The organism is Enterococcus faecalis, assembly GCF_029024925.1.
GTDB lineage: Bacteria > Bacillota > Bacilli > Lactobacillales > Enterococcaceae > Enterococcus > Enterococcus faecalis.
Genome location: NZ_CP118962.1, coordinates 1,797,430 through 1,821,910, shown reverse-complemented (window position 1 = coordinate 1,821,910; position 24,481 = coordinate 1,797,430). Strand labels below are relative to the sequence as shown.

20 protein-coding genes are annotated in these 24,481 nt (G+C 37.9%); 14 read left to right on the top strand and 6 right to left on the bottom strand.

The window, feature by feature from the left end; genetic code table 11:
• Positions 1-7 precede the first annotated feature (7 nt).
• Both PYW42_RS09010 and PYW42_RS09005 read left to right on the top strand, forming a co-directional pair.
• Positions 8-1,201, top strand: coding sequence for an amidohydrolase (locus tag PYW42_RS09010; RefSeq protein WP_002410522.1), 1,194 nt, complete (start codon positions 8-10; stop codon positions 1,199-1,201).
• 369 nt (positions 1,202-1,570) lie between these two features.
• Positions 1,571-3,109, top strand: a complete 1,539-nt coding sequence (locus tag PYW42_RS09005) for an ABC-F family ATP-binding cassette domain-containing protein (RefSeq protein ID WP_002411402.1) — start codon at positions 1,571-1,573, stop codon at positions 3,107-3,109.
• A gap of 54 nt (positions 3,110-3,163) precedes the next feature.
• On the opposite strand, the gene PYW42_RS09000 is transcribed toward PYW42_RS09005, so the two are convergent.
• Genes PYW42_RS09000 through PYW42_RS08990 form a run of 3 tightly spaced genes read right to left on the bottom strand, consistent with a single transcriptional unit; the run spans position 3,164 to position 5,692 of the window.
• On the bottom strand, positions 3,164-4,090 hold the full coding sequence (locus PYW42_RS09000; protein ID WP_002356954.1) for a metal ABC transporter substrate-binding protein: 927 nt from the start codon (positions 4,088-4,090) through the stop codon (positions 3,164-3,166).
• Positions 4,077-4,946 carry a metal ABC transporter permease gene (locus PYW42_RS08995; protein ID WP_002369145.1) on the bottom strand — a complete coding sequence of 290 codons (870 nt, stop codon included), beginning with the start codon at positions 4,944-4,946 and terminating at the stop codon, positions 4,077-4,079. The genes PYW42_RS09000 and PYW42_RS08995 overlap by 14 nt, the downstream gene beginning before the upstream one ends.
• Positions 4,943-5,692, bottom strand: a complete 750-nt coding sequence (locus PYW42_RS08990) for a metal ABC transporter ATP-binding protein (protein ID WP_002360005.1) — start codon at positions 5,690-5,692, stop codon at positions 4,943-4,945. Before PYW42_RS08990 ends, PYW42_RS08995 begins: the two co-directional genes overlap by 4 nt.
• A gap of 212 nt (positions 5,693-5,904) precedes the next feature.
• Here PYW42_RS08990 and PYW42_RS08985 point away from each other — a divergent pair, with 212 nt between their 5' ends.
• The 4 genes from PYW42_RS08985 (at position 5,905) to mnmA (ending at position 9,943) form a co-directional block, all read left to right on the top strand.
• On the top strand, positions 5,905-6,879 hold the full coding sequence (locus PYW42_RS08985; RefSeq protein WP_010816137.1) for a ribose-phosphate diphosphokinase: 975 nt from the start codon (positions 5,905-5,907) through the stop codon (positions 6,877-6,879).
• Positions 6,880-7,035: 156 nt separating this feature from the next.
• Positions 7,036-8,181: a cysteine desulfurase family protein gene (locus PYW42_RS08980; protein WP_002366913.1), complete on the top strand. Its 1,146-nt coding sequence runs from the start codon at positions 7,036-7,038 to the stop codon at positions 8,179-8,181.
• Between the two features lie 67 nt (positions 8,182-8,248).
• A complete protein-coding gene (locus PYW42_RS08975; RefSeq protein WP_002356959.1) occupies positions 8,249-8,593 on the top strand; it encodes a DUF1831 domain-containing protein in 345 nt (114 codons plus the stop codon).
• 225 nt (positions 8,594-8,818) lie between these two features.
• Positions 8,819-9,943, top strand: coding sequence for a tRNA 2-thiouridine(34) synthase MnmA (gene mnmA / locus PYW42_RS08970; RefSeq protein WP_002356960.1), 1,125 nt, complete (start codon positions 8,819-8,821; stop codon positions 9,941-9,943).
• Between the two features lie 186 nt (positions 9,944-10,129).
• Here the strand turns inward: mnmA and PYW42_RS08965 are convergent, their stop codons facing one another.
• Positions 10,130-11,362, bottom strand: coding sequence for a multidrug efflux MFS transporter (locus PYW42_RS08965; protein WP_002369152.1), 1,233 nt, complete (start codon positions 11,360-11,362; stop codon positions 10,130-10,132).
• Positions 11,363-11,378: 16 nt separating this feature from the next.
• On the bottom strand, positions 11,379-11,894 hold the full coding sequence (locus PYW42_RS08960) for a YbhB/YbcL family Raf kinase inhibitor-like protein (RefSeq protein WP_002362073.1): 516 nt from the start codon (positions 11,892-11,894) through the stop codon (positions 11,379-11,381).
• Between the two features lie 132 nt (positions 11,895-12,026).
• Between PYW42_RS08960 and PYW42_RS08955 the strand changes: the two genes are divergently transcribed.
• The 8 genes from PYW42_RS08955 to cydC all read left to right on the top strand — a co-directional run bounded on the left by PYW42_RS08955 (position 12,027) and on the right by cydC (position 23,343).
• Positions 12,027-12,596 carry a TetR/AcrR family transcriptional regulator gene (locus PYW42_RS08955; protein WP_002411399.1) on the top strand — a complete coding sequence of 190 codons (570 nt, stop codon included), beginning with the start codon at positions 12,027-12,029 and terminating at the stop codon, positions 12,594-12,596.
• A 97-nt stretch (positions 12,597-12,693) separates the two neighbouring features.
• Positions 12,694-13,059, top strand: coding sequence for a DUF1033 family protein (locus PYW42_RS08950; protein WP_002356966.1), 366 nt, complete (start codon positions 12,694-12,696; stop codon positions 13,057-13,059).
• A 130-nt stretch (positions 13,060-13,189) separates the two neighbouring features.
• Positions 13,190-15,271 carry a DNA topoisomerase III gene (locus PYW42_RS08945; RefSeq protein WP_002362072.1) on the top strand — a complete coding sequence of 694 codons (2,082 nt, stop codon included), beginning with the start codon at positions 13,190-13,192 and terminating at the stop codon, positions 15,269-15,271.
• Between the two features lie 84 nt (positions 15,272-15,355).
• The gene (locus tag PYW42_RS08940) at positions 15,356-16,219 is read left to right on the top strand and encodes an AraC family transcriptional regulator (protein WP_002411398.1); all 864 of its coding nucleotides are present in this window, start codon (positions 15,356-15,358) and stop codon (positions 16,217-16,219) included.
• Between the two features lie 1,194 nt (positions 16,220-17,413).
• A complete protein-coding gene (locus tag PYW42_RS08935; protein WP_002356974.1) occupies positions 17,414-18,832 on the top strand; it encodes a cytochrome ubiquinol oxidase subunit I in 1,419 nt (472 codons plus the stop codon).
• Entirely contained in the window at positions 18,829-19,842 is a 1,014-nt protein-coding gene (cydB, locus tag PYW42_RS08930) for a cytochrome d ubiquinol oxidase subunit II (RefSeq protein WP_002356976.1), read from the top strand. The genes PYW42_RS08935 and cydB overlap by 4 nt, the downstream gene beginning before the upstream one ends.
• A 4-nt stretch (positions 19,843-19,846) precedes the next feature.
• The gene (gene cydD / locus PYW42_RS08925; RefSeq protein WP_002364369.1) at positions 19,847-21,580 is read left to right on the top strand and encodes a thiol reductant ABC exporter subunit CydD; all 1,734 of its coding nucleotides are present in this window, start codon (positions 19,847-19,849) and stop codon (positions 21,578-21,580) included.
• Positions 21,577-23,343, top strand: coding sequence for a thiol reductant ABC exporter subunit CydC (cydC, locus tag PYW42_RS08920; protein WP_002411395.1), 1,767 nt, complete (start codon positions 21,577-21,579; stop codon positions 23,341-23,343). Before cydD ends, cydC begins: the two co-directional genes overlap by 4 nt.
• Positions 23,344-23,422: 79 nt before the next feature.
• On the opposite strand, the gene PYW42_RS08915 is transcribed toward cydC, so the two are convergent.
• On the bottom strand, positions 23,423-24,403 hold the full coding sequence (locus PYW42_RS08915; protein WP_002360015.1) for a polyprenyl synthetase family protein: 981 nt from the start codon (positions 24,401-24,403) through the stop codon (positions 23,423-23,425).
• Between the last annotated feature and the right edge of the window lie 78 nt (positions 24,404-24,481).

Here is a 24,481-nt window from a genome sequence, read left to right as displayed (position 1 = left end):
ATTTATAATGAGTACAACAACGATTCAAACAATCCAAGAAGCTATTGCTACAGAAAAGGAATGGATAATCCATTTAAGACGTCATTTTCATCAATACCCTGAAGCAAGTTTAAAAGAATATGAAACGATTAAGCGAATTAAAGAAGAACTACTAGCCTTAGCTATTCCTTTTGTAGAAGTAGGGGAAACGGGTGTTTTAGCAACCATTGAAGGAGGTCTTGGCGCTGGCAAAACGATTTTGTTACGTGCAGATATTGATGCGTTGGAATTGCCAGATGCAACAGGTACTGCCTATGCTTCTAAAAATCCAGGACTCAATCATGCTTGTGGACACGATGGTCATGCGGCAGCATTGCTAGGTGCAGCTAAAGTGCTCAAAAAACATCAGGATACCTTTTCAGGAACGATTAAACTGGCCTTTCAGCCCGCTGAAGAAATTGGTGCAGGCGCGCGACAATTTGTGGAAGGAAATTATTTAGAAGCAATCGACCAAGTGTTTGGGATTCATTTAGATTCTAGTGTGCCGGTCGGAAAATTAGTCGCTACCAAAGGCGCCACCAACGCCTCTTGTGATATTTTTAAAATTGAAGTCAGTGGTCAAAGTAGTCACGTCGCCCAACCACAGAATGGCCGGGATGCTGTTTTAGCAGCGGCCAGTATCGTTGTGGAATTACAAAAAATTGTAGCTCGCGAGATTGATCCTTTAGATTCTGTCGTAGTAGGAATTGGCGTTTTACAAGCAGGAACACGCTATAATATTGTAGCAAACCAGGCAACCATTGAAGGTACTGTTCGAACATTTAGTCAGGAAACGCGCCAATTTGTTTTACAACGAGTCGAAGAAATTGCCCATGAAATTGCCCAGTCTCATCGCACAGAAATTGCTGATTTTTCTGTTTATGCAGCAGCGAATCCATTAATTAATGAAGAACAAGCAACCAACCGTGCACAGCAGGTAGCCAGTGAAATTGTTGGTTTTGAAAATGTTGTGACCGATCATCCTAAAAGTTTAGGGGCGGATGATTTTGCTGATTACTTAGCGGTAATTCCTGGTATCTATGGACGGGTCGGTTCACGAAACCCTGAAAATCCTGCTACTCATTTTGGACACCATCATGAACAATTTGATATTGATGAACGTGCCTTACTTTTAGCAGCAGAGTACCACGTACGCTATGCATTAAACTATTTATCAGAATAATAGGGATAGGGAGCCGACAAAATGATGGTTTGTGGGCTCCTTTCGTTATAAACCAACGTGGCTTGCTTTCTTGTCATTCTATGGTAGAATACAAGCATAAGAAAGGTGATTCACATGTTTTTTGTTTTAACTGATAAATTAACAAGAAAAGTAGCTCCCGATAGTTTAAGAACAGATGAAGCACTGTTGTGGAGCCGAGCAATTAATTTCTTCATCGCTTGATAGCACATTTTTTGACTAGAAAAGCTAGTCTTATTTGAGTGTACGTACAAGCGGTTGTCGGGATTTCTGTCAGGATGGACGACGTGCAGACGTGGTTCTTTTTTTGTTGTCCCAAAATAATCAGTTAACAAGAAAGAAGTGACGAAAATGAGTATTTTAACTATTGAACATTTAACGCATCGATTTGGCGAAAAGGTCTTGTATGAAGAGACTTCATTGCAAGTGAATAAAGGGGATCATTTAGGCTTAACTGGCCAAAATGGTGTCGGCAAATCCACCTTAATTAAAATTTTAACGGGGGAAGTATTGCCAGACGAAGGAACGATTCAGTGGCAAAAAAATTGTAAGATTGGGTACTTGGATCAGCACGTTTCTGTAGAACAATCACTAACGATGGTTGATTTTTTGAAACAAGCCTTTCAAGAACTTTTTGATAAAGAAGCGAAACTGACAAAACTTTATGAAGAATACAGTCAAACGGCTTCGGAAAAACTTTTAGAACAAGCAGGCAAGTTACAAACAGATTTAGATGAAAGTAATTTTTACCAAATTGACACGATTATTCAGGATTTAGCCAATGGGTTAGGACTACAAGCAATTGGTTTGGATAAAAAGTTAGGGGAGCTAAGCGGTGGTCAACGTTCAAAAGTGATTTTAGCAAAATTATTGTTAGAGGCCCCTGATGTGTTACTTTTAGATGAACCCACCAACTATTTAGATGATACACATATTCAATGGCTTGTTCGCTATCTGAATAATTTTGAAGGAAGCTTTCTATTAGTCTCCCATGATTATCAATTTTTAAATGAAGTGACGAATTGCATCGCAGACATTGAGTTTGGCAAGTTAACCAAATATACTGGAAATGTAGAAAAATCTTTTGCACAAAAAGAGCAGAATAAACAAACCTATTTGAAACAGTATCAGGCCCAACAAGAAAAAATTGAAAAAATGGAAGCCTATATTCGTAAATACAAAGCTGGAAATCGAGCAACGATGGCTAAAAGTCGACAAAAACAATTGGACCGGTTAGAACGATTGACTCCGCCAGGTTCCTTGACTAAGCCAGCGATTGAATTTCCTTATCAAGGGTTAGTTGCAACGCAAGCACTAACGACCCAGAAGTTAGTTGTCGGCTATCGGGAACCTTTGTTAGAACCGTTAGATTTAATGGTTCATGTCGGTGAAAAAGTCGCATTGAAAGGCTTTAATGGGATTGGCAAATCAACATTAATTAAAACGTTGACGAAAGTGATTCCTTCATTAGATGGAGAATTTCATTATCCGCTGAATACAAAAATTGCTTATTTTACCCAAGACTTAGCGTGGCCTGATGAGCAGTTAACGCCGCTAGACTATTTATCAGATCGTTTTCCAGATACAACGATTAAAGAGCGAAGAAGTCATTTGGCTAGAGCAGGTTTACCAGATAAGTTAGCAATGCAGTCGTTAGCCCTGTTAAGTGGTGGTGAGCAAACAAAAGTAAAACTAGCGGAACTAATGATGCAAACTAGTAATTTGTTATTTTTAGATGAGCCAACCAATCATATTGATGAAGCGGCCAAAAAAAGTTTACAAGAAGCAATTCACGTTTACCCAGGAACGGTTTTTCTGGTTTCCCATGAAGCAGATTTTTATGAAGAAATTGTGGATCGAGTAATTGATATTGAGGAATTAGTTAAATAAAGAAGAAAGAACCAAGTTGAGGGGGAGTCAACTTGGTTCTTTCTTCTTTATTATTTATTTACTCATTAAGCCATCATGGATTTTTGTTAAATTCCAGTTCATCATGCTGTAGTACGTATCGCCTTCTGTTCCTTCTTTGGCAAGGGAGTCTGTGAAAAGTGTATCGTAAATTGGTCGTTTCACTTCTTTTGAGACCCGTTCCATACTACGTTTATCGACACTGGTTTCAACAAATAACACAGGTGCTTTTGATTTCTTAATGGTATCAATAATCGTGGTCATTTGTTCAGGTGTTCCTTGACTTTCTGTGTTAATTTCCCAAATATAAGCGGCATTTAAATCATAAGCTTTGGAGAAATATTTAAAGGCACCTTCACTTGTAACTAATAATTTTTTATCATCAGGAATATCAGCGAATTTAGCTTTGGCTTCCTCATGTAGTTTGCTAAGTTTTTCGGTATAATTTTTCGCGTTTTCTGTATAGAAATCTTTATTTTTTGGATCTTTTTCTACTAACACGTCACGAATGTTTTCTACATATTTAATGCCATTTTCAATGTCTAACCAAGCATGCGGATCTTCTGTTTGTTCTTGACCGGCACTTGTTAAATATTGTGGCGTAACATTTTTGCTTGTAGAAAAGTAATCTTTATTCTCAACTTTTTTGGCCGTTTTCATTAATTTGTTAAACCAGCCATTTCCGCCTGTTTCTAAGTTCAAGCCGTTAAAGAATAAAATGTCCGCTTCAGAAGCTTTCGCAATGTCTTCTGGTAACGGTTCATATTCGTGAGGGTCTGTCCCAATTGGCACAATACTATGCAGCTCAATTTTGTCTTGCCCAACATTTTTCACTAAATCGGATAAGATCGAGTTCGTTGTCACAATTGCTAATTTTTCTTTCTTTTCAGCTGCTTGATTCCCGCAAGCAGCTAACGTTAACCCTGCTAAAAGTGTTAAAAAAAATAAACTAAATTTTTTCATTCGTTGATTCCTCCATTTCTTTCTCACGGTTTACAAATACTAGGCCTTTCTTTGGTGAGAAAAAGAAAGCCAATAAAAAGAATAAGGCGGCGGTTAAAACAATCGTCGCACCAGAAGCTAAGTTATAAGAATAACTAAAGAATAGGCCAATCACTGAACTTAAAATCCCAAAAGTAGAGGCTAAGCCAATCATTGTCGGTAAGTGATTTGTTAATAGATAAGCTGTTGCCGCTGGCGTAATCAGCATGGCAATGACTAAAATAGTTCCGACGGTTTGCAAAGAAGAAACAGCGACTAATGTTAGTAAAAACATCAATGCATAGTGGAAAAATTGAATATTTAAACCATAGGCCTGAGCCATTGTGGGATCAAAAGAAGTGAGTTGCAACTCTTTATAAAACAATGCCACAAAAATCAAAACAATCACGCCGACGACACAAGTAATTAAAATATCGGTATCTGCGACCGCTAATACATTTCCAAACAGAATATGATATAAATCGGTGGAACTTTTTGCAAAAGAGATAAAAATAATCCCTAAAGCAAAAAAAGAACTAAAGACAACACCAATGGCAGTATCATTTTTTAGTGGACTTTTTTGGGTAATAAAGCCGATTGATAATGCAGCTAATAAGCCAAAAATAGAAGCGCCAAAAATATAATTGAAACCAAACATATAAGAAACAGCGACCCCTGGTAAAACAGCATGGGAAATCGCATCACCCATCAAAGACATCCCACGTAAAATAATGAATGAACCAATTACCCCTGAAATGAGTCCGACAATTACAGACGTCAAAAGGGCATTTTGTAAAAATTGATAACGGAATAAACCATCAATAAATGCAGCAATCATTTTGCAACCCCCTGTATTAATAAATCACCTAACAAATCACCGTATGCTTCTTGGAGCGTTTCTGCAGTAAACGTTTGTTCAACAGGACCCGCAGCAATTAGCCGGTTTTTCAAAACGATTAATTCATCAAAATAGTGGGACACTTTGTGCAAATCATGGTGAACAATGATAATCATTTTACCTTGATTTTTTAATGATTTGAGAATATCCATAATCACTTTTTCACTAGACATATCAATGCCGACGAAAGGTTCATCTAAAAAAATCACCTCAGCACCTTGGGCCAAAACACGGGCGATAAACACACGTTGTAATTGGCCACCAGAAAGTTCGCCAATCTGGCGTTGCGCATAGTCTTCTAATTGCACCATTTTTAATGCAGCCATGGCTGCTTGCTTTTCTTTCTTTCCTGGGCGTTTTAATAGTCCCAAGTTTGGATAGGTTCCTAGCAAGACCGTTTCAAAAACGCTAATTGGGAAACTAAGATCCAAGGCGCTACGTTGTTCTACATAGGCAATGGTTGTTTTTTGTTGGTCAATCGCTTGATTATTTAACAAAACATCACGTTCCTTTGTTTTAATCAAGCCTAATAACCCTTTAATAAATGTTGACTTTCCAGCACCATTTGGTCCGATAATTCCAGTAATTTTACCGGAGGGAATAGTAACGTGGATATTATTTAAAGCGGTCCGTCCTTGATATTGAACGGTTAACGCTTGAACAGCTAAGTTAAAGCTTTTTCTCATGAAATTCCTCCTTTTTAGGTTTGCCTTAAAATCAGTATAAGGGATAGTTTAAGAAAATGCAAACAATTTTTAGGTGCACCTAAATATAAGCGCTTTTTTCACAAAGAAAACCGTTTCTTTCAATAAATTAAGGAGGATCCCATGATTTTTATGACAAAAAATGGTAGAATATGAATGAAAACGACTATTATTTTATATTGACGGAGGATATCATGACCGAAAACTATCAAGATGACACCTTACGCATCTTCAGTTTAAATGCAAATCGACCACTTGCTGAAAAAATCGCAGCATCAGTAGGAACAGAATTAGGAAAAAGCACCGTGCGCCAATTTAGTGATGGCGAAATTCAAATTAATATTGAAGAAAGTATTCGTGGCGATCATGTCTACATCATCCAAGCAACGAATGCCCCTGTAAATGATCATTTGATGGAATTGCTTATTTTAATTGATGCATTAAAACGTGCTAGCGCAAAAACAATTAATGTTATTTTGCCTTACTATGGTTATGCTCGCCAAGACCGCACAGCGAAACCAAGAGAACCCATTACTGCGAAATTAGTTGCTAATATGTTGGTAGAGGCAGGCGCAACACGTTTGTTAACATTAGACTTGCATACTGTTCAAGTCCAAGGATTTTTTGATATCCCAGTAGATAATTTATTTACAATGCCTTTGTTTGCTCATTATTATCGTCAACAAGCATTAGTAGGGGAAGAAATTGTGATTGTTTCGCCTAAAAACAGTGGCGTTCAACGCGCACGTAGTTTATCGGAGTACTTAGATGCGACCTTAGCAATTGTCGACCATGAAGAGATTGATGGGGTGCGCCAAGAAGGTTACGTTATTGGGAATGTCGCTGGGAAAAAATGTATTCTTGTTGATGACATTTTGAATACTGGTCAAACGTTAGCCACAGCGGCGGAAGTTTTAATGAAAAATGGTGCGCAAGAAGTGTATGCTTGCACCTCGCATGGTTTGTTATCAGAAGGCGCAAAAGCAACCTTAGAAAATGCGCCAATTAAGGAAATTAGTATTACTGACTCTGTTTATACGACAGCAGACCGCCAACCAGCAACCTTGAATATTATTTCTTGCGCTGAATTAATGGGGGAAGCGTTACTTCGTATTCATGAAAATAAACCAATGAGTCCATTATTCCGTTTAGAACCAAAAGGAGAATAAGTGATTCCTTAAACTAGAAATAGGTCTAACAACTTTAATAGTGTTGGGCCTATTTTTCTTATCTCTTTAATAAATAGAAGAGAAAGTATTCTGATTTTGTGTTTTAAGCTTTTTATGCTAGAATAACGCCAGAACATAAGGAAAGGGACGAGTCATTTGGAACCCATTTATTTAGATCATGCGGCAACAACACCGCTTCATCCAACGGTCATTCAAGCGATGACTGAAAATATGCAAACGACTTTTGGCAATCCATCAAGTATTCATCAGTTTGGACGAAAGGCACACGGTCTTCTGGAAGAAGTGCGTCAAACGATTGCCGAGAGCTTACAAGCCAAACCCCACGAAATTATTTTTAATAGTGGTGGCACAGAAGGGGATAACACAGCTATCTTGGCAGTTGCTTTTTCTCGTCAAAAAGAAGGAAAACATATTATTACTACGGCAATTGAACATCCCGCTGTGTTACGAACGATGGAATATTTAGAAACGCTAGGCTTTGAAGTGACTTACTTGCCTGTGAATGAAAATGGTCAGATTTCAATGGATCAATTCAAAAAATCTTTACGCGAAGAAACGATCTTGGTTTCAATGATGTATGGCAATAATGAAATTGGAAATCGATTACCGATTGCTGAAGTTGGTGCAATTCTTAAAAATCATTCGGCGATTTTTCATACAGATGCCGTCCAAGCTTATGGAAGTGAAGTCATTTTACCTCATGAATTAGGGATCGACTTATTAAGTATTTCCGCTCATAAAATCAATGGTCCAAAAGGCGTAGGTTTTTTATTTAAAAGCGATGCAATCCAATTACCACCTCTTTTACATGGTGGGGAACAAGAAGAAAAACGACGTGCGGGCACGGAAAACTTAGCTGGAATTATTGGCATGGGTACTGCCGTTTCATTACTAACTTCTACAGAAAAGCAAGCAAGAAAAACAGCTTATCAAAGTTTTCAAACGATTATTTTAAAAGCGTTAGAAGAAGCCAATATTGATTTTTCAATTAATGGTGAACCAACCAATCGTTTAGCGCATGTCTTAAATCTTCATTTAAAAGGAATTCCCAGTGATTTGCTCTTAATGCATTTGGACTTAAGAGGTATTGCGATTTCAACAGGCTCGGCTTGTACAGCGGGAACTGTGGATCCTTCGCACGTGTTGACAGCGATGTATGGAGAAAATTCCTCAGCTATTAAAGAATCAATCCGGATTAGTTTTGGCTACGGGAACACACCAGAAGAAATTGCGACTTTTTCTGAAGTACTAGTTGCAGTGATTCAACAATTGAAAAAATAATCTGATTGCGGCAGCTAAAGGTTTTCGCTATAATGAAGATAACAATGAAAATAACGAGGTGGAACCCATGGCATTTACAACAACGGCTGCTGTTGAAGGCTCAACAGTTTTTTACAAAGTACATCCTAGTGCAAAACGCTATACATTAAAAGATAACGGCTTTACTGAAACAAAATCAGGGAACTTTCAATTGATTCGTTCCTTAGATCCAACGCCTCAGAGAAATGAAGGCTTCAAATTGAAAATTACGATCACTGCTGATCTAAAAGAGTTGAAAATGTCCATTACAACGGCAAATGGTTTAAAACCAATGAATATTTTCAAGAATGAACAACATGAAATGAGTAAAGAAAAATACTTTTTCTTAATGGATGGCTTAATTAGTCGTGGTGTATTAGAGAAAGTAGAATAATTTAGAGAAACCTGAAGAAACAAGTGAAAGTAGCTTGTTCCTTCAGGTTTTCTGTTTCTTTGAAAGCAACAGCTTGTTGGCTGTGTCTTTGTTCCAAGTATTTTCTCATTATACGCCCGGCTTGCTTTACTTATTTCAAAAAAATAGTATAATGAAAAGCACTGAAAAGTTACGACCTTCAAATCGTGGATGATTTCAGAATCTAATTGAAATGATGGTGATAAAATGGCAGATAACAGCAAAACGCGTGTCGTGGTAGGCATGAGTGGCGGTGTCGATTCATCTGTCACAGCGTTGCTTTTAAAAGAGCAAGGCTATGATGTAATTGGGATCTTTATGAAAAATTGGGACGATACAGACGAAAATGGTGTCTGTACCGCAACTGAGGATTATAAAGATGTCGCAAAAGTAGCGGATCAAATTGGGATTCCGTATTATTCGGTCAATTTTGAAAAAGAATATTGGGACCGTGTGTTTGAATATTTTTTAGCAGAATATCGGTTAGGACGGACACCAAATCCAGATGTCATGTGTAATAAAGAAATTAAATTTAAAGCATTCCTAGATTATGCTATGCAACTAGGCGCTGACTATGTTGCAACTGGCCACTATGCGCAAGTAGAAACGGATGAAAATGGCGTAGTGCATATGTTACGTGGAATTGACAATAATAAAGACCAAACCTATTTTTTAAGCCAATTATCACAAGCCCAATTGGCAAAAACAATGTTTCCATTGGGTGGCATGGAAAAATCAGAAGTTCGTGCAATTGCTGACCGTGCTGGATTAGCCACAGCCAAGAAAAAAGACTCAACGGGCGTTTGTTTTATTGGTGAAAAGAATTTCAAAGAATTTTTGAGTAATTATTTACCAGCTAAAAAAGGCAACATGGTGACAGAAGATGGCGAAATCAAAGGACAACATGATGGTCTGATGTATTATACTATCGGTCAACGCCAAGGCTTAGGAATTGGTGGCGGCGGTAAAACACAAGAACCATGGTTTGTAATTGGGAAAGATTTAACTACCAATACATTATATGTGGGACAAGGATTTCACCATGAAAAACTATATGCAACACATTTAGAAGCTAGTGAGGTTCATTTTACTGTTGATACGCCAATGCCAAAAGAGTTTGACTGTACGGCTAAATTCCGTTATCGTCAAGCAGATATCCCAGTGCATGTTTCCTTATCTGAAGATGGCACAAAAGCAACCGTTACGTTTAAGGAACCAGCCCGCGCAGTCACTCCAGGTCAAGCTGTTGTTTTTTATGATGGGATGGAATGCTTAGGGGGCGGCTTAATTGATCGCGCCTACCAAGATGAAAAAGAACTACAATACGTCTAAAAAGTTTCACGAGTTGTGAAACAAAAAGCGCAGAGTTAACCAAAAGAAAAGCGGATATGCTGGTCATAAAACCAGTAAATATCCGCTTTTCTTTTTTGTTTTATATGCCTATTTTTTTTAAAATAAGAAAAAGAGAAAAATTAAAAATTCAAATTGTGGATAACTTTTCTGTGTATAACTTAGTCATCATTTTTCTCTTTTTTTTAATTCGGCGGTGCTTCGACGAACCCATAGAAGGTTAAGGAGAACCAGACAAGAAGTGGAAATAAAGACTCCACGATAACCGAAAGCGGCAGATACGCTTGAACCAATCATAGGACCAATCACATTTCCTGTCGCTTGGAAAGATTGATTGTAACTGAAAATACGACCTGCAGCGTCACTTGGGGAATAACGAGTGATCAACGTTTGAACAGCTGGTAGTAAACAGGCATCGGAAATCCCAACTAAGAAACGAAGCATAGCAAGCTGCCAGACATTTTGAACAAAGGCCATTGGTAGATAAACGAAAATGGCTAAAATTAAGCCAATTGTCAAGATGCGTTCACTACCAATACGATCGCCTAACCGGCCGAAACGTGGGGCGGCTATTAACGTTGCAATCCCTGGAATAGAAGCAATGACTCCGCTAATTAAGGTGACATTTCCGTGACCACCCAACAATTGTTGAATATATAAACTGATGATGGGACTAATTGAATTATTGGAAGCTTGAATGATTAATGTCGTAATAAACATTCCAAGAATCACGTGGGGATGTTCTAGTTTTTTTAAAATTTGTTTCCCAGATGCGGCTTGATTTTTTTCAATTGGCACAAACTCTTCATGGACAAAGACGAGACTCAAAACAAAAACGAGTAATAAAATCGTACCAGTAATGAAAAAGGTTGGCCGATAACCGAAAATAGAAGCAGTGACACCGCCCAAAAGAGGACCAAGCAACGTGCCGGTAACAGAACCAGTGGCTAAAGTACCAAGCACTTGACCGCTTTTTTCCTTAGGTGTGCCTGTAGCAACTAACGCAGTCGCATTACTGATATAACCAGAAAAAACACCTTGTAATAAGCGCAAGCCAATCAATTGATAAACACTTGTGACTGCGCCCATTAAACTAATGACGATAGCCATCCCTAATGAAGCACGTAATAACATTAACTTGCGTCCTTTTCGGTCGGCTAAACGGCCCCACCAAGGAGAAACAATGGTCGTGACTAAAAAAGTGGAGGAGAACGTGATTCCGCTCCAAAAATTCAATTGTTGGTGGGTAAAAGTACCTAATGTGTTGATATAAAGAGGCATGAATGGCATCACTAAGCTAAAGCCAATACCAGCCATAAATGTGCCAAACCATAAAACGAGCAGATTTTTTTCCCAAGGTTGTCTTGGACGGAAAATTTTACTTTTAATTAATTCATACATTCTATTTCCTCACTTTCTAGTAAAGAAATTCAAATTTGGCTTTGGCGAGTCGTTGATCATTCAATGCTTGATGCAATTCATTCGCAAAAAAGCCTTCTTTTAAATTTAGTGGATTTTTTGTAGCGTATACATATAACGTATAGGTGTGCACACCAGAGCGAGGACTTAACCCCAGATAACGTTCGGTTAACTCAGGTAACGTTTCAGTGGCAAGCGCTGGAATCATCTGTTTCCCCAAAGGAGAAGCAAGACTATTTTTTCCTTGAATGGTAGGCTTGAGTGCTGTTCGACTAAAGTCTTCAGGAATCTCATTGGTTACAGGAACATTGGCAGCTAACCAATGAATAAAAGGGAAACCGATTAGAGGAATCGTGTCATAATCAATTAATTCCCAGGATAAATAGCGGGCTTCTTTAGGAATGGCCGCTAAAGAAATAGGAAAAGATAAAATAGGACGTTCGTGTAATAAAAATTCTGCACTGGTTCGTTTGCCATAACGATCGGCCAAATGAGAACGGTTGGTAATATGCATGCCAAACAGCCTTCTTTCAAAAATGATGTTTACAAATTATTATTATAAACTATAATTTATAGTTTAAAAAGAGTCAATAGATATGATAAACTAATACTTGTCCAAAATTTAAGAATTGGAGGCGTCAGAAAGATGGCAAAAAAACGGAATTTAACGAAAGCCAAAATCCTTGAAAGTGCCCGCAACCTAGCGGAAGAATTGGGCGTTCACCAATTAACCTTTCAAAATTTAGCCGTTGATTTAGGCATCAAGTATCCTTCACTCTATAATCACTTTAAAAATATTGCTGAAGTAAAAAATGCTCTAGTGGACTTGTTAATTCAAGAATTAAATGATGCATTGCGAAGAGCCTTAGTGGGTAAGAGTGGCGCAGAAGCAATTCGGATATATGCTGAAACGTACCAACAATTTGCTTTTGAAAATTCTGCAGTCTATGAATTACTTATCAGTGTGCCGAAAACGCAAAACCAACAATTAATTGAAGGCATCCATGAAACCAATCAAATTATCTTACAACTTTTAGCTTTTTATCCATTTAATAATGAAGAACGACTGCACAAAAGTCGAGAATTACGTAGTTTAATCCATGGCTATATTACCTTACGTTTTTTAGGTTATTTTCAACGCGAAGAAGCCACGCCGGAAGAAAGTTATCGTCGCATGATTGAAGATTTTATTGCTTCTTTAGAAGTAGCAGGATAAAATAAATTTCAAAAATTTCTCAGTCCGAAACCAAATCCTTGCAACTTTTTCAGAAAGTGACTATGATACCTACAGTAGCAAAAAAAGGAGCGGTTCAATGTATCAAGTAATTACAATGTATGGCGACAATGAACCTTGGTGGTTTTTTGATGATTGGCAAGAGGACATTGTTCAAGAAAAAACCTTCGATAACTTGACCGATGCAGAGACATATTATGTGGAAGTTTGGCAAAAACTTTCTCAGAATTATACATACGTCAACACAAAGCCTAATTATTTAACGGCTTTCTGGAATGATGGGGAAGAACGCTGGTGTGAAGAATGCGATGAAGATTTACAACAATACTTCGGTTTAGCATTACTAGAAAATCATCATGCAGTTACTTTTGAAAATAAAGCTGAGTTTACCACAATATCCAATCATTTTGGCAAAACAAAATTCTGCAAACGGAAAGTTATTTGAAACGCATGAGTTTAAAGAAAAACCTCAGGGAATTTTCTTTAAACTCTTTTTCTATTCTCGGAATTTAGAGAAAATCGAACCAATATTTGGTATAATACGAAAAGATAGCACTCAAAAAGGAGCGAAACTAGTGGTTGCAAAACAATTAATTATTGCTGAAAAACCTAGCGTAGCAAAAGATTTAAGCCGCGTTTTAGGAGCAAATCAAAAAAATAAGAATTATTATGAAGGACCCAACGTGATTGTCACCTGGGCTTTAGGCCATCTCTTAGGACTAAAAATGCCAGAAGATTTAAACAAAGAATGGCAAACGTGGCAAATGGAAACTTTACCGATGATTCCTAAGAATTTAGGGATTAAACCGTTACCGAAAACGGGACATCAATTAAAAGCGATTAAACAATTAGCCAATCGTAAAGATGTTTCTGAAGCCGTGATTGCCACTGATGCTGGTCGTGAAGGTGAATTAGTGGCCCGCTGGATTTTAGAATATGTCCGTTTTAACAAACCAGTCAAACGCTTATGGATTTCATCTCAAACAGACAAAGCCATTAAAGACGGGTTTAAGAAAATTCGCCCAGCGAAAGACTACGATAATTTGTATTATTCTGCCTTGGCGCGCGCAAAAGCTGACTGGTTAGTGGGGCTAAACGTCACACGGGCCTTGACAGTGAAATATCAAGATAACTTATCCGCAGGTCGTGTTCAAACACCAACTTTAGCAATGGTACGCCAACAAGAGAAAACGATTGAACAATTTAAGCCTCAAACTTATTTTACTATCTCGTTATCTGTTGAATCAGAAAAAGCAAAGATGACCCAAAAAAATCCATACGCTTTAAAAGAACGGCAGGAAGCAGAACAATTAGTCAAAGAACTCTCAAAACAAAAGGGCTTAGTTACCGATATCCAAGAAAAAGTTAAAACAGAAAATGCGCCGTTACCGTATGATTTAACCGAAATCCAGCGTGAAGCCAACCAGCGATTCCAATTTTCTGCAAAGAAAACGTTGTCTCTTGTACAAAGTTTATACGAAACCCATAAAATTGTTTCCTATCCTCGAACTGACAGCAAATATCTAACGACGGATATGAAAGGAACGATGAAAGAGCGCCTTCAAGCCATTGCTGATTTTTCACCAGAAGTGAAAGGCTACCTTAAAAATGGGGCTGTTGTTAAACAACAAAAAGTTTTCCAAAATGCAAAAGTCACGGATCACCATGGATTGATTCCAACTGAACAACGTCCTCGTTATGAAAAGCTAAGCAATGATGAACAAAAAATCTATCAAATGATTGTTCAACGATTCTTAGGTTTGTTTGCTGAGCCAAACCAAACCAAACAAACAAAAGTTACAGTCGCTTTTGGAAAAGAAACATTTGTCTTTCATCAAAATAAAGTAGTTGTTGCTGGCTGGAAAACAACAGCTGAACAGCCGCTGTCCACTGTCCAATGGCAAAAAGGCATGACCGTTGCGCCAAACTTTACCATTAACAAAGAATTAACGTCGCCGCCAAAACCATTAACTGAAGGAACGTTGTTAGGAAAAATGGAGAAACACAGTTTAGGCACACCGGCAACGCGAGCTGAAATCATTGAAAAACTGATTAAATCAGAATTGATGGAACGAACCAATAGCGGTTTAAGTGTCTCTGCCAAAGGAAAGCAACTATTAGACTTGGTGAATCCATCACTTGTGACACCTGAACTAACGGAAAAATGGGAAAAGTCGCTCGAAGCAATCGCTTCGGGTCAACAAAAGAGTCAACTTTTCTTAAAGGATATTGAAGAGGATACGAAAAAATTAGTCCGTGAAATTAAACAAAGCGAGAAAAAATATCAAGATTTTTCCATTACGCAAAAAAAATGTCCAGATTGTGGCTCAAACTTACGGGAAAAAAATACGAAAGATGGGAAGATTTACGTTTGTACAAACCAAGAATGTTCTTATCGTCGGCGAAAAGATCCTAAAGTATCCAATCACCGTTGCCCACAATGCCATAAAAAAATGGTCATCATAGAAGGAAAAAATGGTCGTTCTTTCAAATGTAAATTCTGTTCGATTACTGAAAAAATTCCCGATAAAAAAGAACGAAAACAAAAAATGACTAAACATGAAGAACGTCGTTTGATGAAAAAATATTCACAACCAGACGAACCAGAAGAAAGTGCTTTAGCACAGGCCTTAAAAGCCGCTATGAATCAAGAGTAGCGACTTGACGAATGTTGGCTCTAAATAATCAAGTCATCCTTGTTGGTCTTTAGTAAACTTTCAAATAGAAAGAGAGGGACACGGATGCTCGCAAATTTGAATCAAGCAATAGATTATATTGAAGAACATTTAACGGAAGAAGTATCCTTCGATGAATTGGCGAAAAAGACAGGGATTTCTGTTTACCATTTTAAACGAACTTTTTCGTTTATTGCGGGGATGAGTCTGGCTGAATATATTAAAAAGAGACGTTTGGCGGAAGCAAATTTAGCATTACTTGCTGGTGAAAAAGTGACAGATGTAGCTTTTAAATATGGTTATCAAAGTATTGAAGGATTCTCAAGAGCTTTTCGTGATTGGTCAGGACAAGCACCTTCTGAAGTAATGAAAACACAAATCCAAAAAACGTTCCCTAAATTCTCTTTCTATATTGATATTAAAGGAGGACAATCAATGGATGTTAAATTGATTGAAAAACCAGCGTTTCAAATAGTCGGAGTTAGTCAGAAGGTTCCCTTGCAGTATCAAGGGGAAAATCAAGCAATCATGGAATTAGCACAGCGCATTACACCACAACAACGAGCGGAAATGCATACATTTGATGACATATATCCTCATCAAGTAGTAAATGCTTCTTTTGACTTTCAAGAGGGACGAACAACAGAAGGTGGAGAAATGACACACATGATTGGCTTTGCCACTTCGCAAGAAAATACCTATGAAGATTTGGAGCAACTAAGCGTACCTGCTCATACATGGGCGGTTTTTCCAAATGAAGGTCCTTTCCCACAAACATTACAAGAAACCTGGGCAAGGATATTCTCTGAATGGTTGCCTTCATCTGGTTACCAAGTCGTTGCAGCACCAGAAATTTCGTTTACGCAATATCAAGGACCAGCAGAAGCTAAGTATAGTGAAATCTGGCTCGCTGTTACAGCTACTAAATAAAGAAAACCCACCATTGAAAAATGGTGGGTTTTTCCGCCAAGAAGGAGAAAGTTTGGTATAATAAACGTGAAGAAAAAAAATCAGACCTTCTAAACTGAAATCTAGCTATAGATAAGTGATGCGAATACGGAATCATGGAGAAAAAATAATTCTCCGAGGTTTTAGAGTCATGTTGTTTAGAATGGTACCAAAACAAGTACGGCATTACGCATTCCCCACTTTCTGTTTTAGAGTCATGTTGTTTAGAATGGTACCAAAACGTAACAAACGATTAACTTTCGCATAGTCATGTTTTAGAGTCATGTTGTTTAGAATGGTACCAAAACAACCGAACTTACACCAACTGCGGATGGTATGTTTTAGAGTCATGTTGTTTAGAATGGTACCAAAACTATCGAAAATGATGTATTAATTTTAGGCTAGTTTTAGAGTCATGTTGTTTAGAATGGTACCAAAACTACCTATGCAGACATTAAGAATTTACCAGAGTTTTAGAGTCATGTTGTTTAGAATGGTACCAAAACTTATTTGAGAATCTGAAACATTTAGTTCATGTTTTAGAGTCATGTTGTTTAGAATGGTACCAAAACATTTTGATGCATTAGCACCAAAATCAAAAGGTTTTAGAGTCATGTTGTTTAGAATGGTGCCAAAACATTACTTGTTAAGGCTTCAATTATCAATTCGTTTTAGAGTCATGTTGTTTAGAATGGTACCAAAACAAACTTTTTTGATTTGGCTTTTTCTCCCCTGTTTTATAGTCATGTTGTTTAAAAACAAACTATCACTACAAGCAATCCGTAATTTTCATCACAAGATTAGAATTTTTATCATCAAAGACGAGCTGCTTCAATTTTCGAAAACTAATCAAGTGATAAGTCAAAATGTTGATAGATTGAGATTAGTTCTTCCTTTTTTTAGGAAGGGCTTTTTTTATTGATAGAAGAAAGGGAAGAAATCTTGGGAGCACCTAAAAAAATTGTGAGAAATGCTTCTGTATTGTTTGGTTTCTGCCTCAGAAAGTTGTATACTTAGATTGGAATTATTCTATATTACATGCATTTTCACACTTTTTGGAAAAGTTCACTTGAATTTTCTTTTAGTTTCGTAGATAAAAGGAGTCATCGCTAATGGAAATGAACAATTCAGGTAAGCTTGTTTCTTTGTGTGGAGGCAAATCAGGGAGGAAATAATATGTTTGATATTGTAACATTGGCGAGAATCCAATTTGCGATGACAACAGTTTTCCACTTTTTCTTCGTACCGTTTTCAATAGGATTAGCACTTGTTGTAGCAATTATGGAAACAATGTACGTTGTGAAAAAAGAGGAACGTTATCGTAAAATGGCCAAGTTTTGGGGAAATATATTCCTATTAAGCTTCGCTGTTGGGGTTGTAACCGGGATTATTCAAGAATTTCAGTTTGGGATGAACTGGTCTGATTATTCTCGATTCGTCGGAGATATTTTTGGGGCACCGTTGGCGGTAGAAGCGCTCTTAGCTTTCTTCTTAGAGTCAACATTCTTAGGTTTGTGGATCTTTACTTGGGATAAAATGAATCCAAAAGTTCACGTAACGTTTATCTGGTTGGTCGTATTCGGTTCAATGATGTCTGCTTTCTGGATTTTAGTTGCCAATAGTTTTATGCAACATCCAGTAGGTTATGTCATCAATAATGGCCGTGCTGAAATGGTGGACTTTGTAGCTGTCATCAGCAATCCAAAAGTTTGGTATGAATTTTCACACGTTATCATGGGTGCCTTTACATTGGGCGGCATGGCAGTAGCTGGTATGGCTGCTTTCCAATTGTTGAAAAAACGGGATATTTCATTCCACAAAGCATCTATGCGCATTGGCTTATGGGTTACTTTGTTCGGTTCAATCGGCGTTTTATTAGCTGGCGACTTGCAAATGAAAGCTCTAATTGAAGGACAACCAATGAAATTTGCGGCGATGGAGGGGGCCTATGAAGACTCTGATGATCCTGCTGCTTGGACATTGATTGCTTGGGCAGATGAACGAGAACATAAACAAGTTTTTGGTATCGATATTCCATATATGCTAAGTATTTTATCGTATAACAAATTATCAGGTTCGGTTGATGGAATGGATACAGTCAACAAGCGTTTGGTAGAAAAATATGGGGATGATAAAAATTATTATCCACCAGTTAACACTTTATTCTGGAGCTTCCGTATCATGGCTGGTTTTGGTGCCTTAATGTTATTGGTTGCTGCCTTAGGACTATTCTTTACAAGGAAGAAAAAACCATCGCTGTACGAGAAGAAATGGATGCTGTGGATTGTTGCTTTATGTACATTCGCACCATTCCTTGCCAATACAACAGGTTGGTTAGTCACTGAATTAGGTCGTTATCCGTGGACTGTCTATGGATTATTTACGATTGAACAAAGTGTTTCACCAAATGTATCGGTTGCTTCATTAATTACGTCAAATGTCATTTATTTCTTGTTATTTGCTGGTTTAGGTAGTGTCATGGTTTACTTGGTCATTTTAGAATTACGTAAAGGACCAGACTATGAAGCGAAAAAATTAGCGAAAGAAAATGAACCAGCGTTGGATCCATTTGATAAGGGGGTATTTGGCGAATGAGTACACTACAATTATTATGGTTTGTCCTTATCGGCGTCTTGTTCTCAGGTTTCTTCTTCTTAGAAGGATTTGACTTTGGTGTTGGAATGGCCGTTCAAACGTTGGCACACAATGACGACGAAAAAGATCAAGTCGTTGCAACAATTGGACCTGTTTGGGACGGAAACGAAGTTTGGCTATTAACAGCGGGCGGCGCAATGTTTGCCTCTTTCCCATATTGGTATGCTTCATTATTTAGTGGCTACTATTTAATTCTATTTACGATTTTATTTGGCTTAATTATTCGCGGAGTTTCCTTTGAATTCCGCCACAACATGCCGGAAGGTAAACGTCGTCGGATGTGGAACTGGACGCTATCAATTGGTAGTTTCCTTGTACCGTTCTTCTTTGGTATTTTGTTTATCAGCTTAGTCCAAGGGATGCCTTTAGATGCAAACGGCAATATGCATGCGCAATTTACGGATTATTTTAATCTGTTTTCAATTGTTGGTGGAGTAGCCTTAACATTACTTTGCTACTTACACGGCATGAACTATATTGCTTTAAAAACAGAAGGCCCAATTCGCGAACGTGCTCGAAATTATGCAGAAATCTTATACGGCGTTTTATATGTCGGTTTAGTTGTTTTTGCAGTGTTGATGTACTTCAAAACGGACTTTTATGAAAAGAACTTTGCGGTCACTTTAATTTTAACGTTAGCAATTGTGGTCTTAACGGTCATTGCTAATGTTGGGGTGTTTAAACGCAAAGAGATGTTAGCTTTTCTAGCGAGTGGTTTAACATTAGTTGTACTAGTTGCTCTCTTGTTCAGTGGCTTGTTCCCACGTGTTATGATTGGTAGTGAAGGTTTTGATTTGTTGATTAAAGATGCAACAAGCACACCATATACACTAAAAATTATGACGTGGATTTCTTTAAGTATTTTACCATTCGTGTTAGCTTATACTGCTTGGTCCTATTATATTTTCAGAAAACGTATTTCACAGACAGCCGTACCAGAGGGGTATTAAATCTATGATTGATAAAGACATCTTACAGATGCCTAAAATCAAAAAAATTCTTGTCTTGCTTGCAGGTTTTTCTTTCCTGCAAGCAGTCTTTATAATTGGGCAAGCTTTTTTTCTTTCAAAAGCCATTGTCGGCCTTTGGAGTGGCGGGCATCTTAACCAACAACTACAGAGTATTTTACTCTTTTTTATTTTTTATCTTGGTCGACATGTTATTACGTATTTTCGTGAGAGAATGCTCGATACATTTAGTTATGAACGCTCGAAAGAATTACGCGAACAATTATTAACTAAAATTTTCCGTTTGGGGCCAAATGTTGTTCAAAAAAATGGGACTGGAAATATGGTTACCATGGCTTTAGAAGGCATCAGTCAAACCGAAAATTATTTACAATTGATTTTGACAAAAATGATGAATATGATGATTATTCCTTGGATTATTTTGGCCTTTGTTTTTACACAAGATATTCGTTCAGGCGTAACATTGCTGATTGTTTTTCCGATTATTATTATTTTTATGATTGTGTTAGGTTATGCAGCACAAAGTAAAGCGGACAAGCAATATGCGGCGTTTCAAATGCTTTCCAATCATTTTATTGATTCCTTGCGAGGGATTGACACACTGAAACTGTTTGGGTTGAGTAAAAAATATGCTGGGAGTATTTACCATACAAGTGAACGATTCAGAAAAGCGACCATGAGTACGTTGAAAATTGCTATTTTATCAACTTTTGCGTTAGACTTTTTTACGACATTATCGGTAGCTGTTGTGGCAGTTTTCCTTGGATTAAGTTTATTAAACGGCACGATTTTATTATTTCCTGCCTTGGTTACTTTAATTTTAGCACCCGAGTTCTTTTTACCGATTCGTGATTTTTCAAGTGATTATCACGCAACCTTAGATGGAAAAAACTCTTTTCAAGCGATCCAAGCGGTATTAGCATTGCCAGAAGCAGAACAGACCGATGTGCTCACGTTAGATGATTGGCATCAAGAAAGTCAGTTGTCAGTCACCGCGTTAAATTTTTCCTATGAAGATGCAACGCAAGAAGCAATTCAATCGTTGCAATTCTCTGTTGATGGTCGCAAAAAGATTGGAATTATCGGGGCGAGTGGTTCTGGTAAGTCAACGTTAATTAATTTATTAAGTGGCTTTTTATTACCAACAGAAGAAACGAGTCAATTGGCGATAAATGGTCAAACGATTCCACATTTTTTACAAAAAGACTGGCAAAAGCAAATCCTTTATATTCCGCAAGCGCCATATATTTTCCAAGATACTTTGGCAAACAATATTCGCTTTTATACACCTGAAGCAACAGATGAGGCGATTCAGCAAGCGATTCAGTTAGTTGGCTTAGACGAGCTGGTTAAAGATCTTCCCGAAGGAATTCATACCTTGATTGGGGAAAGCGGTCGAATGTTAAGTGGGGGACAAGCGCAACGAGTAGCGTTGGCCCGCGCCTTTGTTGATCAAAAACGCCACGTCTTGCTGTTTGATGAGCCGACAGCGCATTTGGATATTGAAACAGAAGTTGAAATGAAAGAGCGCATGTTGCCATTAATGAACAATCATCTTGTCTTCTTTGCGACACATCGTCTGCATTGGATGGAAGAAATGGATTACATTTTAGTGATGGAAAAAGGTCAATTAGTGGAACAAGGAACGCTAGCAGAGTTGATTGAAAAAGATGGCTACTATGTTCAATTAATGAAGCAAATGAGAGGAGGACGCCAATGATGGAAAAACAGCCGACAACGAAAGACGTTTGGAAAAACGATCAATGGGTTCGTCCTTTTTTAAAACGCTATAAAAAAACCTTGTATTTTGCCTTACTTTTAGGCTTCTTGACGTTCTTTAGCGCAGGGGCATTAATGTTTACGTCTGGTTACTTAATCAGTCGTGCGGCTTCCTTACCAGAGAATATTTTATTAATTTATATTCCCATTGTTTTAACAAGAGCATTTGGGATTGGCCGTCCTGTTTTTCGTTATGTGGAGCGTCTAACGAGTCATAACTGGGTGTTAAAAATGACCTCTGATCTGCGCTTGAAACTTTATAATGTGCTAGAAAAAGATGCGATTTTCTTTAAGACAAAATATCGCACTGGGGATATCTTAGGTTTGCTTTCGGAGGATATTAATCATATCCAAAACTTGTATTTACGAACGATTTTCCCAACTGTTATTGCTTGGATTTTGTATATCTTTTTAGTGATTGCGTTAGGTTTCTTTTCTTGGTGGTTTGCTTTATGCATGTTACTGATGTTAGGAGTGGTTGTTTTTCTATTACCACTTGTTTCAGTTCTAGTGAATGGTGCGCGTCAAGAAAAACATAAATATGCCAAAAATGAGTTATATCAAACACTAACCGACAATATTCTAGGTGTGTCTGATTGGGTGTTTAGCCAACGAGGTGCTGAATTCGTTGCTCGTTATGAAACAGATGAAGCAAACGTTCGTGCATTAGATGAAAAAATGAAGCAATTTAACCGTGGCCGAGACTTTGTTTTACAACTTCTGTTCGGTGTGATTGCGATTGCTGTCTTAGCTTGGACTAGTGTGCGGTTTCCAGGTAATCATGGGGGCGCAGCCAATTGGATTGGTGCCTTTGTTTTAACCGTGTTTCCGTTAATTGATGCTTTTGCTCCGCTTCCTGCTGCAGCACAGGAAACAACGATTTATAAGGATTCCATTCGTCGTTTTAATGAGCTTCCTGAAGGGGAAGATGACTCAACAGAAGCGCCTGTTCAGCCAAATGGCACCAGTTTATCGATAGAACATTTGTCTTTTGCATATGAAAATCAAGAGAAAAAGGTATTAAATGACTTATCGTTAACAATTCCTGAAAAACAAAAATTAGCGATTTTAGGGCGCAGTGGTTCCGGAAAGAGTACGTTGGCTTCGCTCATTCGTGGTGATTTACGACCTACTTCGGGAGAAATCCTTTTAGGAAACATCCCAACTGAGGCATTTGGTGAGACGATGACTGAATATATTGGGGTTATGCACCAAGCGCCGTACCTATTTCGAACAACCATTTTAAATAATATTCGGATTGGTAGAGAAGAAGCGAGCGAAGCAGAAGTTTGGGCGGTTTTAGAAAAAGTTGGCTTAAAAGAAATGGTTGCCCAATTACCAGAAGGTTTACAAACAATGGTGGATGAAGCAGGTTTGCGTTTCTCTGGTGGCGAACGACATCGCTTGGCGCTAGCACGGATTCTTTTGCAAGATACACCAATTGTGTTATTAGACGAACCAACTACTGGTTTAGATCCAATTACAGAACAGCAATTGCTGGAAACCTTTTTTGAGGCATTAAAAGATAAAACCGTCATCTGGATTACCCACCATTTGCAAGGCGTAACTTTGATGGATCAAGTGATCTTTATTGAAGATGGCCAATTAGAGATGAGTGGTACACCAGAAGAATTACTTGCAACCAATGCGCATTATCAAAAACTTTACCGAATTGATCGTGGCATTAGTTCTTTCGAGGAATAAAAAAACGACTGGTTGTTGATTAAAGCAAACAATCAGTCGTTTTTCTATTTCAATTAATGGCAATTCTTCCATAAAACGTTTAAAATGAACGATGTAATAAGAGCTCAGTTAAGGAAAGTAAGGTTTCTTTTGCTGTGCCATCAGGCAATTGTTGAATATCAGTGATTGCTTTGTTGGTTACTTTTTTAGCAAAAGCTTGTGCTTCTGTAACGCCATGATAGTCGTTGACTAGCGCCGCAACTTCAGCTGCTTCTTCTAAGGTAATGGCGCGTCCTTTATCCAAATAAGGGCTGAATACGTCAGGTGCTGCTTGGTAAGCGAAGAGAAGGGGTAACGTATAAACACCTTGTGACAAGTCTTCTAAAGCGGGCTTTTTCAAGGTTTCCGTGTCGGCAGTATAATCTAAAATATCGTCATAGACTTGAAAAGCAATGCCAATATGACGGCCAATTCGTTTAGCTAAACGTTGGACTTCTTTTGAACTATGACCGAAATAGGCCCCTTCAAGACAGCTTAGTGAAAAAAGTTCGGCTGTTTTGCCGTTGACACTTCTTAAATAAGCAGGAATCGACATGCGGCGGTCAAATCGATGACTCATTTGATCGAGTTCACCAAGTAATAACCGTTTCATTCCTTGTGCATTGATTTTCATAAATTCAGAGCCATTCATGGCATCTGCAATCAAAGTAAAGAATTCAGTGAATAGTAAATCACCTGTGTAAACAGCCACGTCTTTACCATATTGTGATTGAATAGTCACAGCGCCTCGGCGCAATGGAGAATCGTCAATAATGTCATCGTGAATCAACGTAGCCATATGTAGGATTTCCAAAGATGCAGCTATTTTTAATAGTTGTTGTTTCTCTTGTTTTTCTTCATCACCCAGTTGAGCAAAAAGAAAGAAAAAAGCGGGGCGTAATAATTTGCCGCCAGAACGAGCCAAAGTTACTAAGGCTTCTTCAATGTCTTCGTTGCGTGTATGCAACGTTTGTTCAATTAATTCACATGTTTCCGTTAAAGAACGTTCAACGTCAGGAAACGACTTCCAAAATGTGTTCATAAATATACTACGATCCTTTCAGTGGTTCAATACTATTTGATTGTATACGAATTGGCGACAGAAATACAGTAATTAAGT

Excerpts from the sequence above, each read along its gene's own strand:
- PYW42_RS09010 (WP_002410522.1), top strand. The coding sequence starts at position 8 with ATGAGTACAACAACGATTCAAACAATCCAAGAAGCTATTGCTACAGAA.
- PYW42_RS09005 (WP_002411402.1), top strand. The coding sequence starts at position 1,571 with ATGAGTATTTTAACTATTGAACATTTAACGCATCGATTTGGCGAAAAG.
- PYW42_RS09000 (WP_002356954.1), bottom strand. The coding sequence starts at position 4,090 with ATGAAAAAATTTAGTTTATTTTTTTTAACACTTTTAGCAGGGTTAACG.
- PYW42_RS08995 (WP_002369145.1), bottom strand. The coding sequence starts at position 4,946 with ATGATTGCTGCATTTATTGATGGTTTATTCCGTTATCAATTTTTACAA.
- PYW42_RS08990 (WP_002360005.1), bottom strand. The coding sequence starts at position 5,692 with ATGAGAAAAAGCTTTAACTTAGCTGTTCAAGCGTTAACCGTTCAATAT.
- PYW42_RS08985 (WP_010816137.1), top strand. The coding sequence starts at position 5,905 with ATGACCGAAAACTATCAAGATGACACCTTACGCATCTTCAGTTTAAAT.
- PYW42_RS08975 (WP_002356959.1), top strand. The coding sequence starts at position 8,249 with ATGGCATTTACAACAACGGCTGCTGTTGAAGGCTCAACAGTTTTTTAC.
- mnmA (WP_002356960.1), top strand. The coding sequence starts at position 8,819 with ATGGCAGATAACAGCAAAACGCGTGTCGTGGTAGGCATGAGTGGCGGT.
- PYW42_RS08965 (WP_002369152.1), bottom strand. The coding sequence starts at position 11,362 with ATGTATGAATTAATTAAAAGTAAAATTTTCCGTCCAAGACAACCTTGG.
- PYW42_RS08960 (WP_002362073.1), bottom strand. The coding sequence starts at position 11,894 with ATGCATATTACCAACCGTTCTCATTTGGCCGATCGTTATGGCAAACGA.
- PYW42_RS08955 (WP_002411399.1), top strand. The coding sequence starts at position 12,027 with ATGGCAAAAAAACGGAATTTAACGAAAGCCAAAATCCTTGAAAGTGCC.
- PYW42_RS08950 (WP_002356966.1), top strand. The coding sequence starts at position 12,694 with ATGTATCAAGTAATTACAATGTATGGCGACAATGAACCTTGGTGGTTT.
- PYW42_RS08940 (WP_002411398.1), top strand. The coding sequence starts at position 15,356 with ATGCTCGCAAATTTGAATCAAGCAATAGATTATATTGAAGAACATTTA.
- PYW42_RS08935 (WP_002356974.1), top strand. The coding sequence starts at position 17,414 with ATGTTTGATATTGTAACATTGGCGAGAATCCAATTTGCGATGACAACA.
- cydB (WP_002356976.1), top strand. The coding sequence starts at position 18,829 with ATGAGTACACTACAATTATTATGGTTTGTCCTTATCGGCGTCTTGTTC.
- cydD (WP_002364369.1), top strand. The coding sequence starts at position 19,847 with ATGATTGATAAAGACATCTTACAGATGCCTAAAATCAAAAAAATTCTT.
- cydC (WP_002411395.1), top strand. The coding sequence starts at position 21,577 with ATGATGGAAAAACAGCCGACAACGAAAGACGTTTGGAAAAACGATCAA.
- PYW42_RS08915 (WP_002360015.1), bottom strand. The coding sequence starts at position 24,403 with ATGAACACATTTTGGAAGTCGTTTCCTGACGTTGAACGTTCTTTAACG.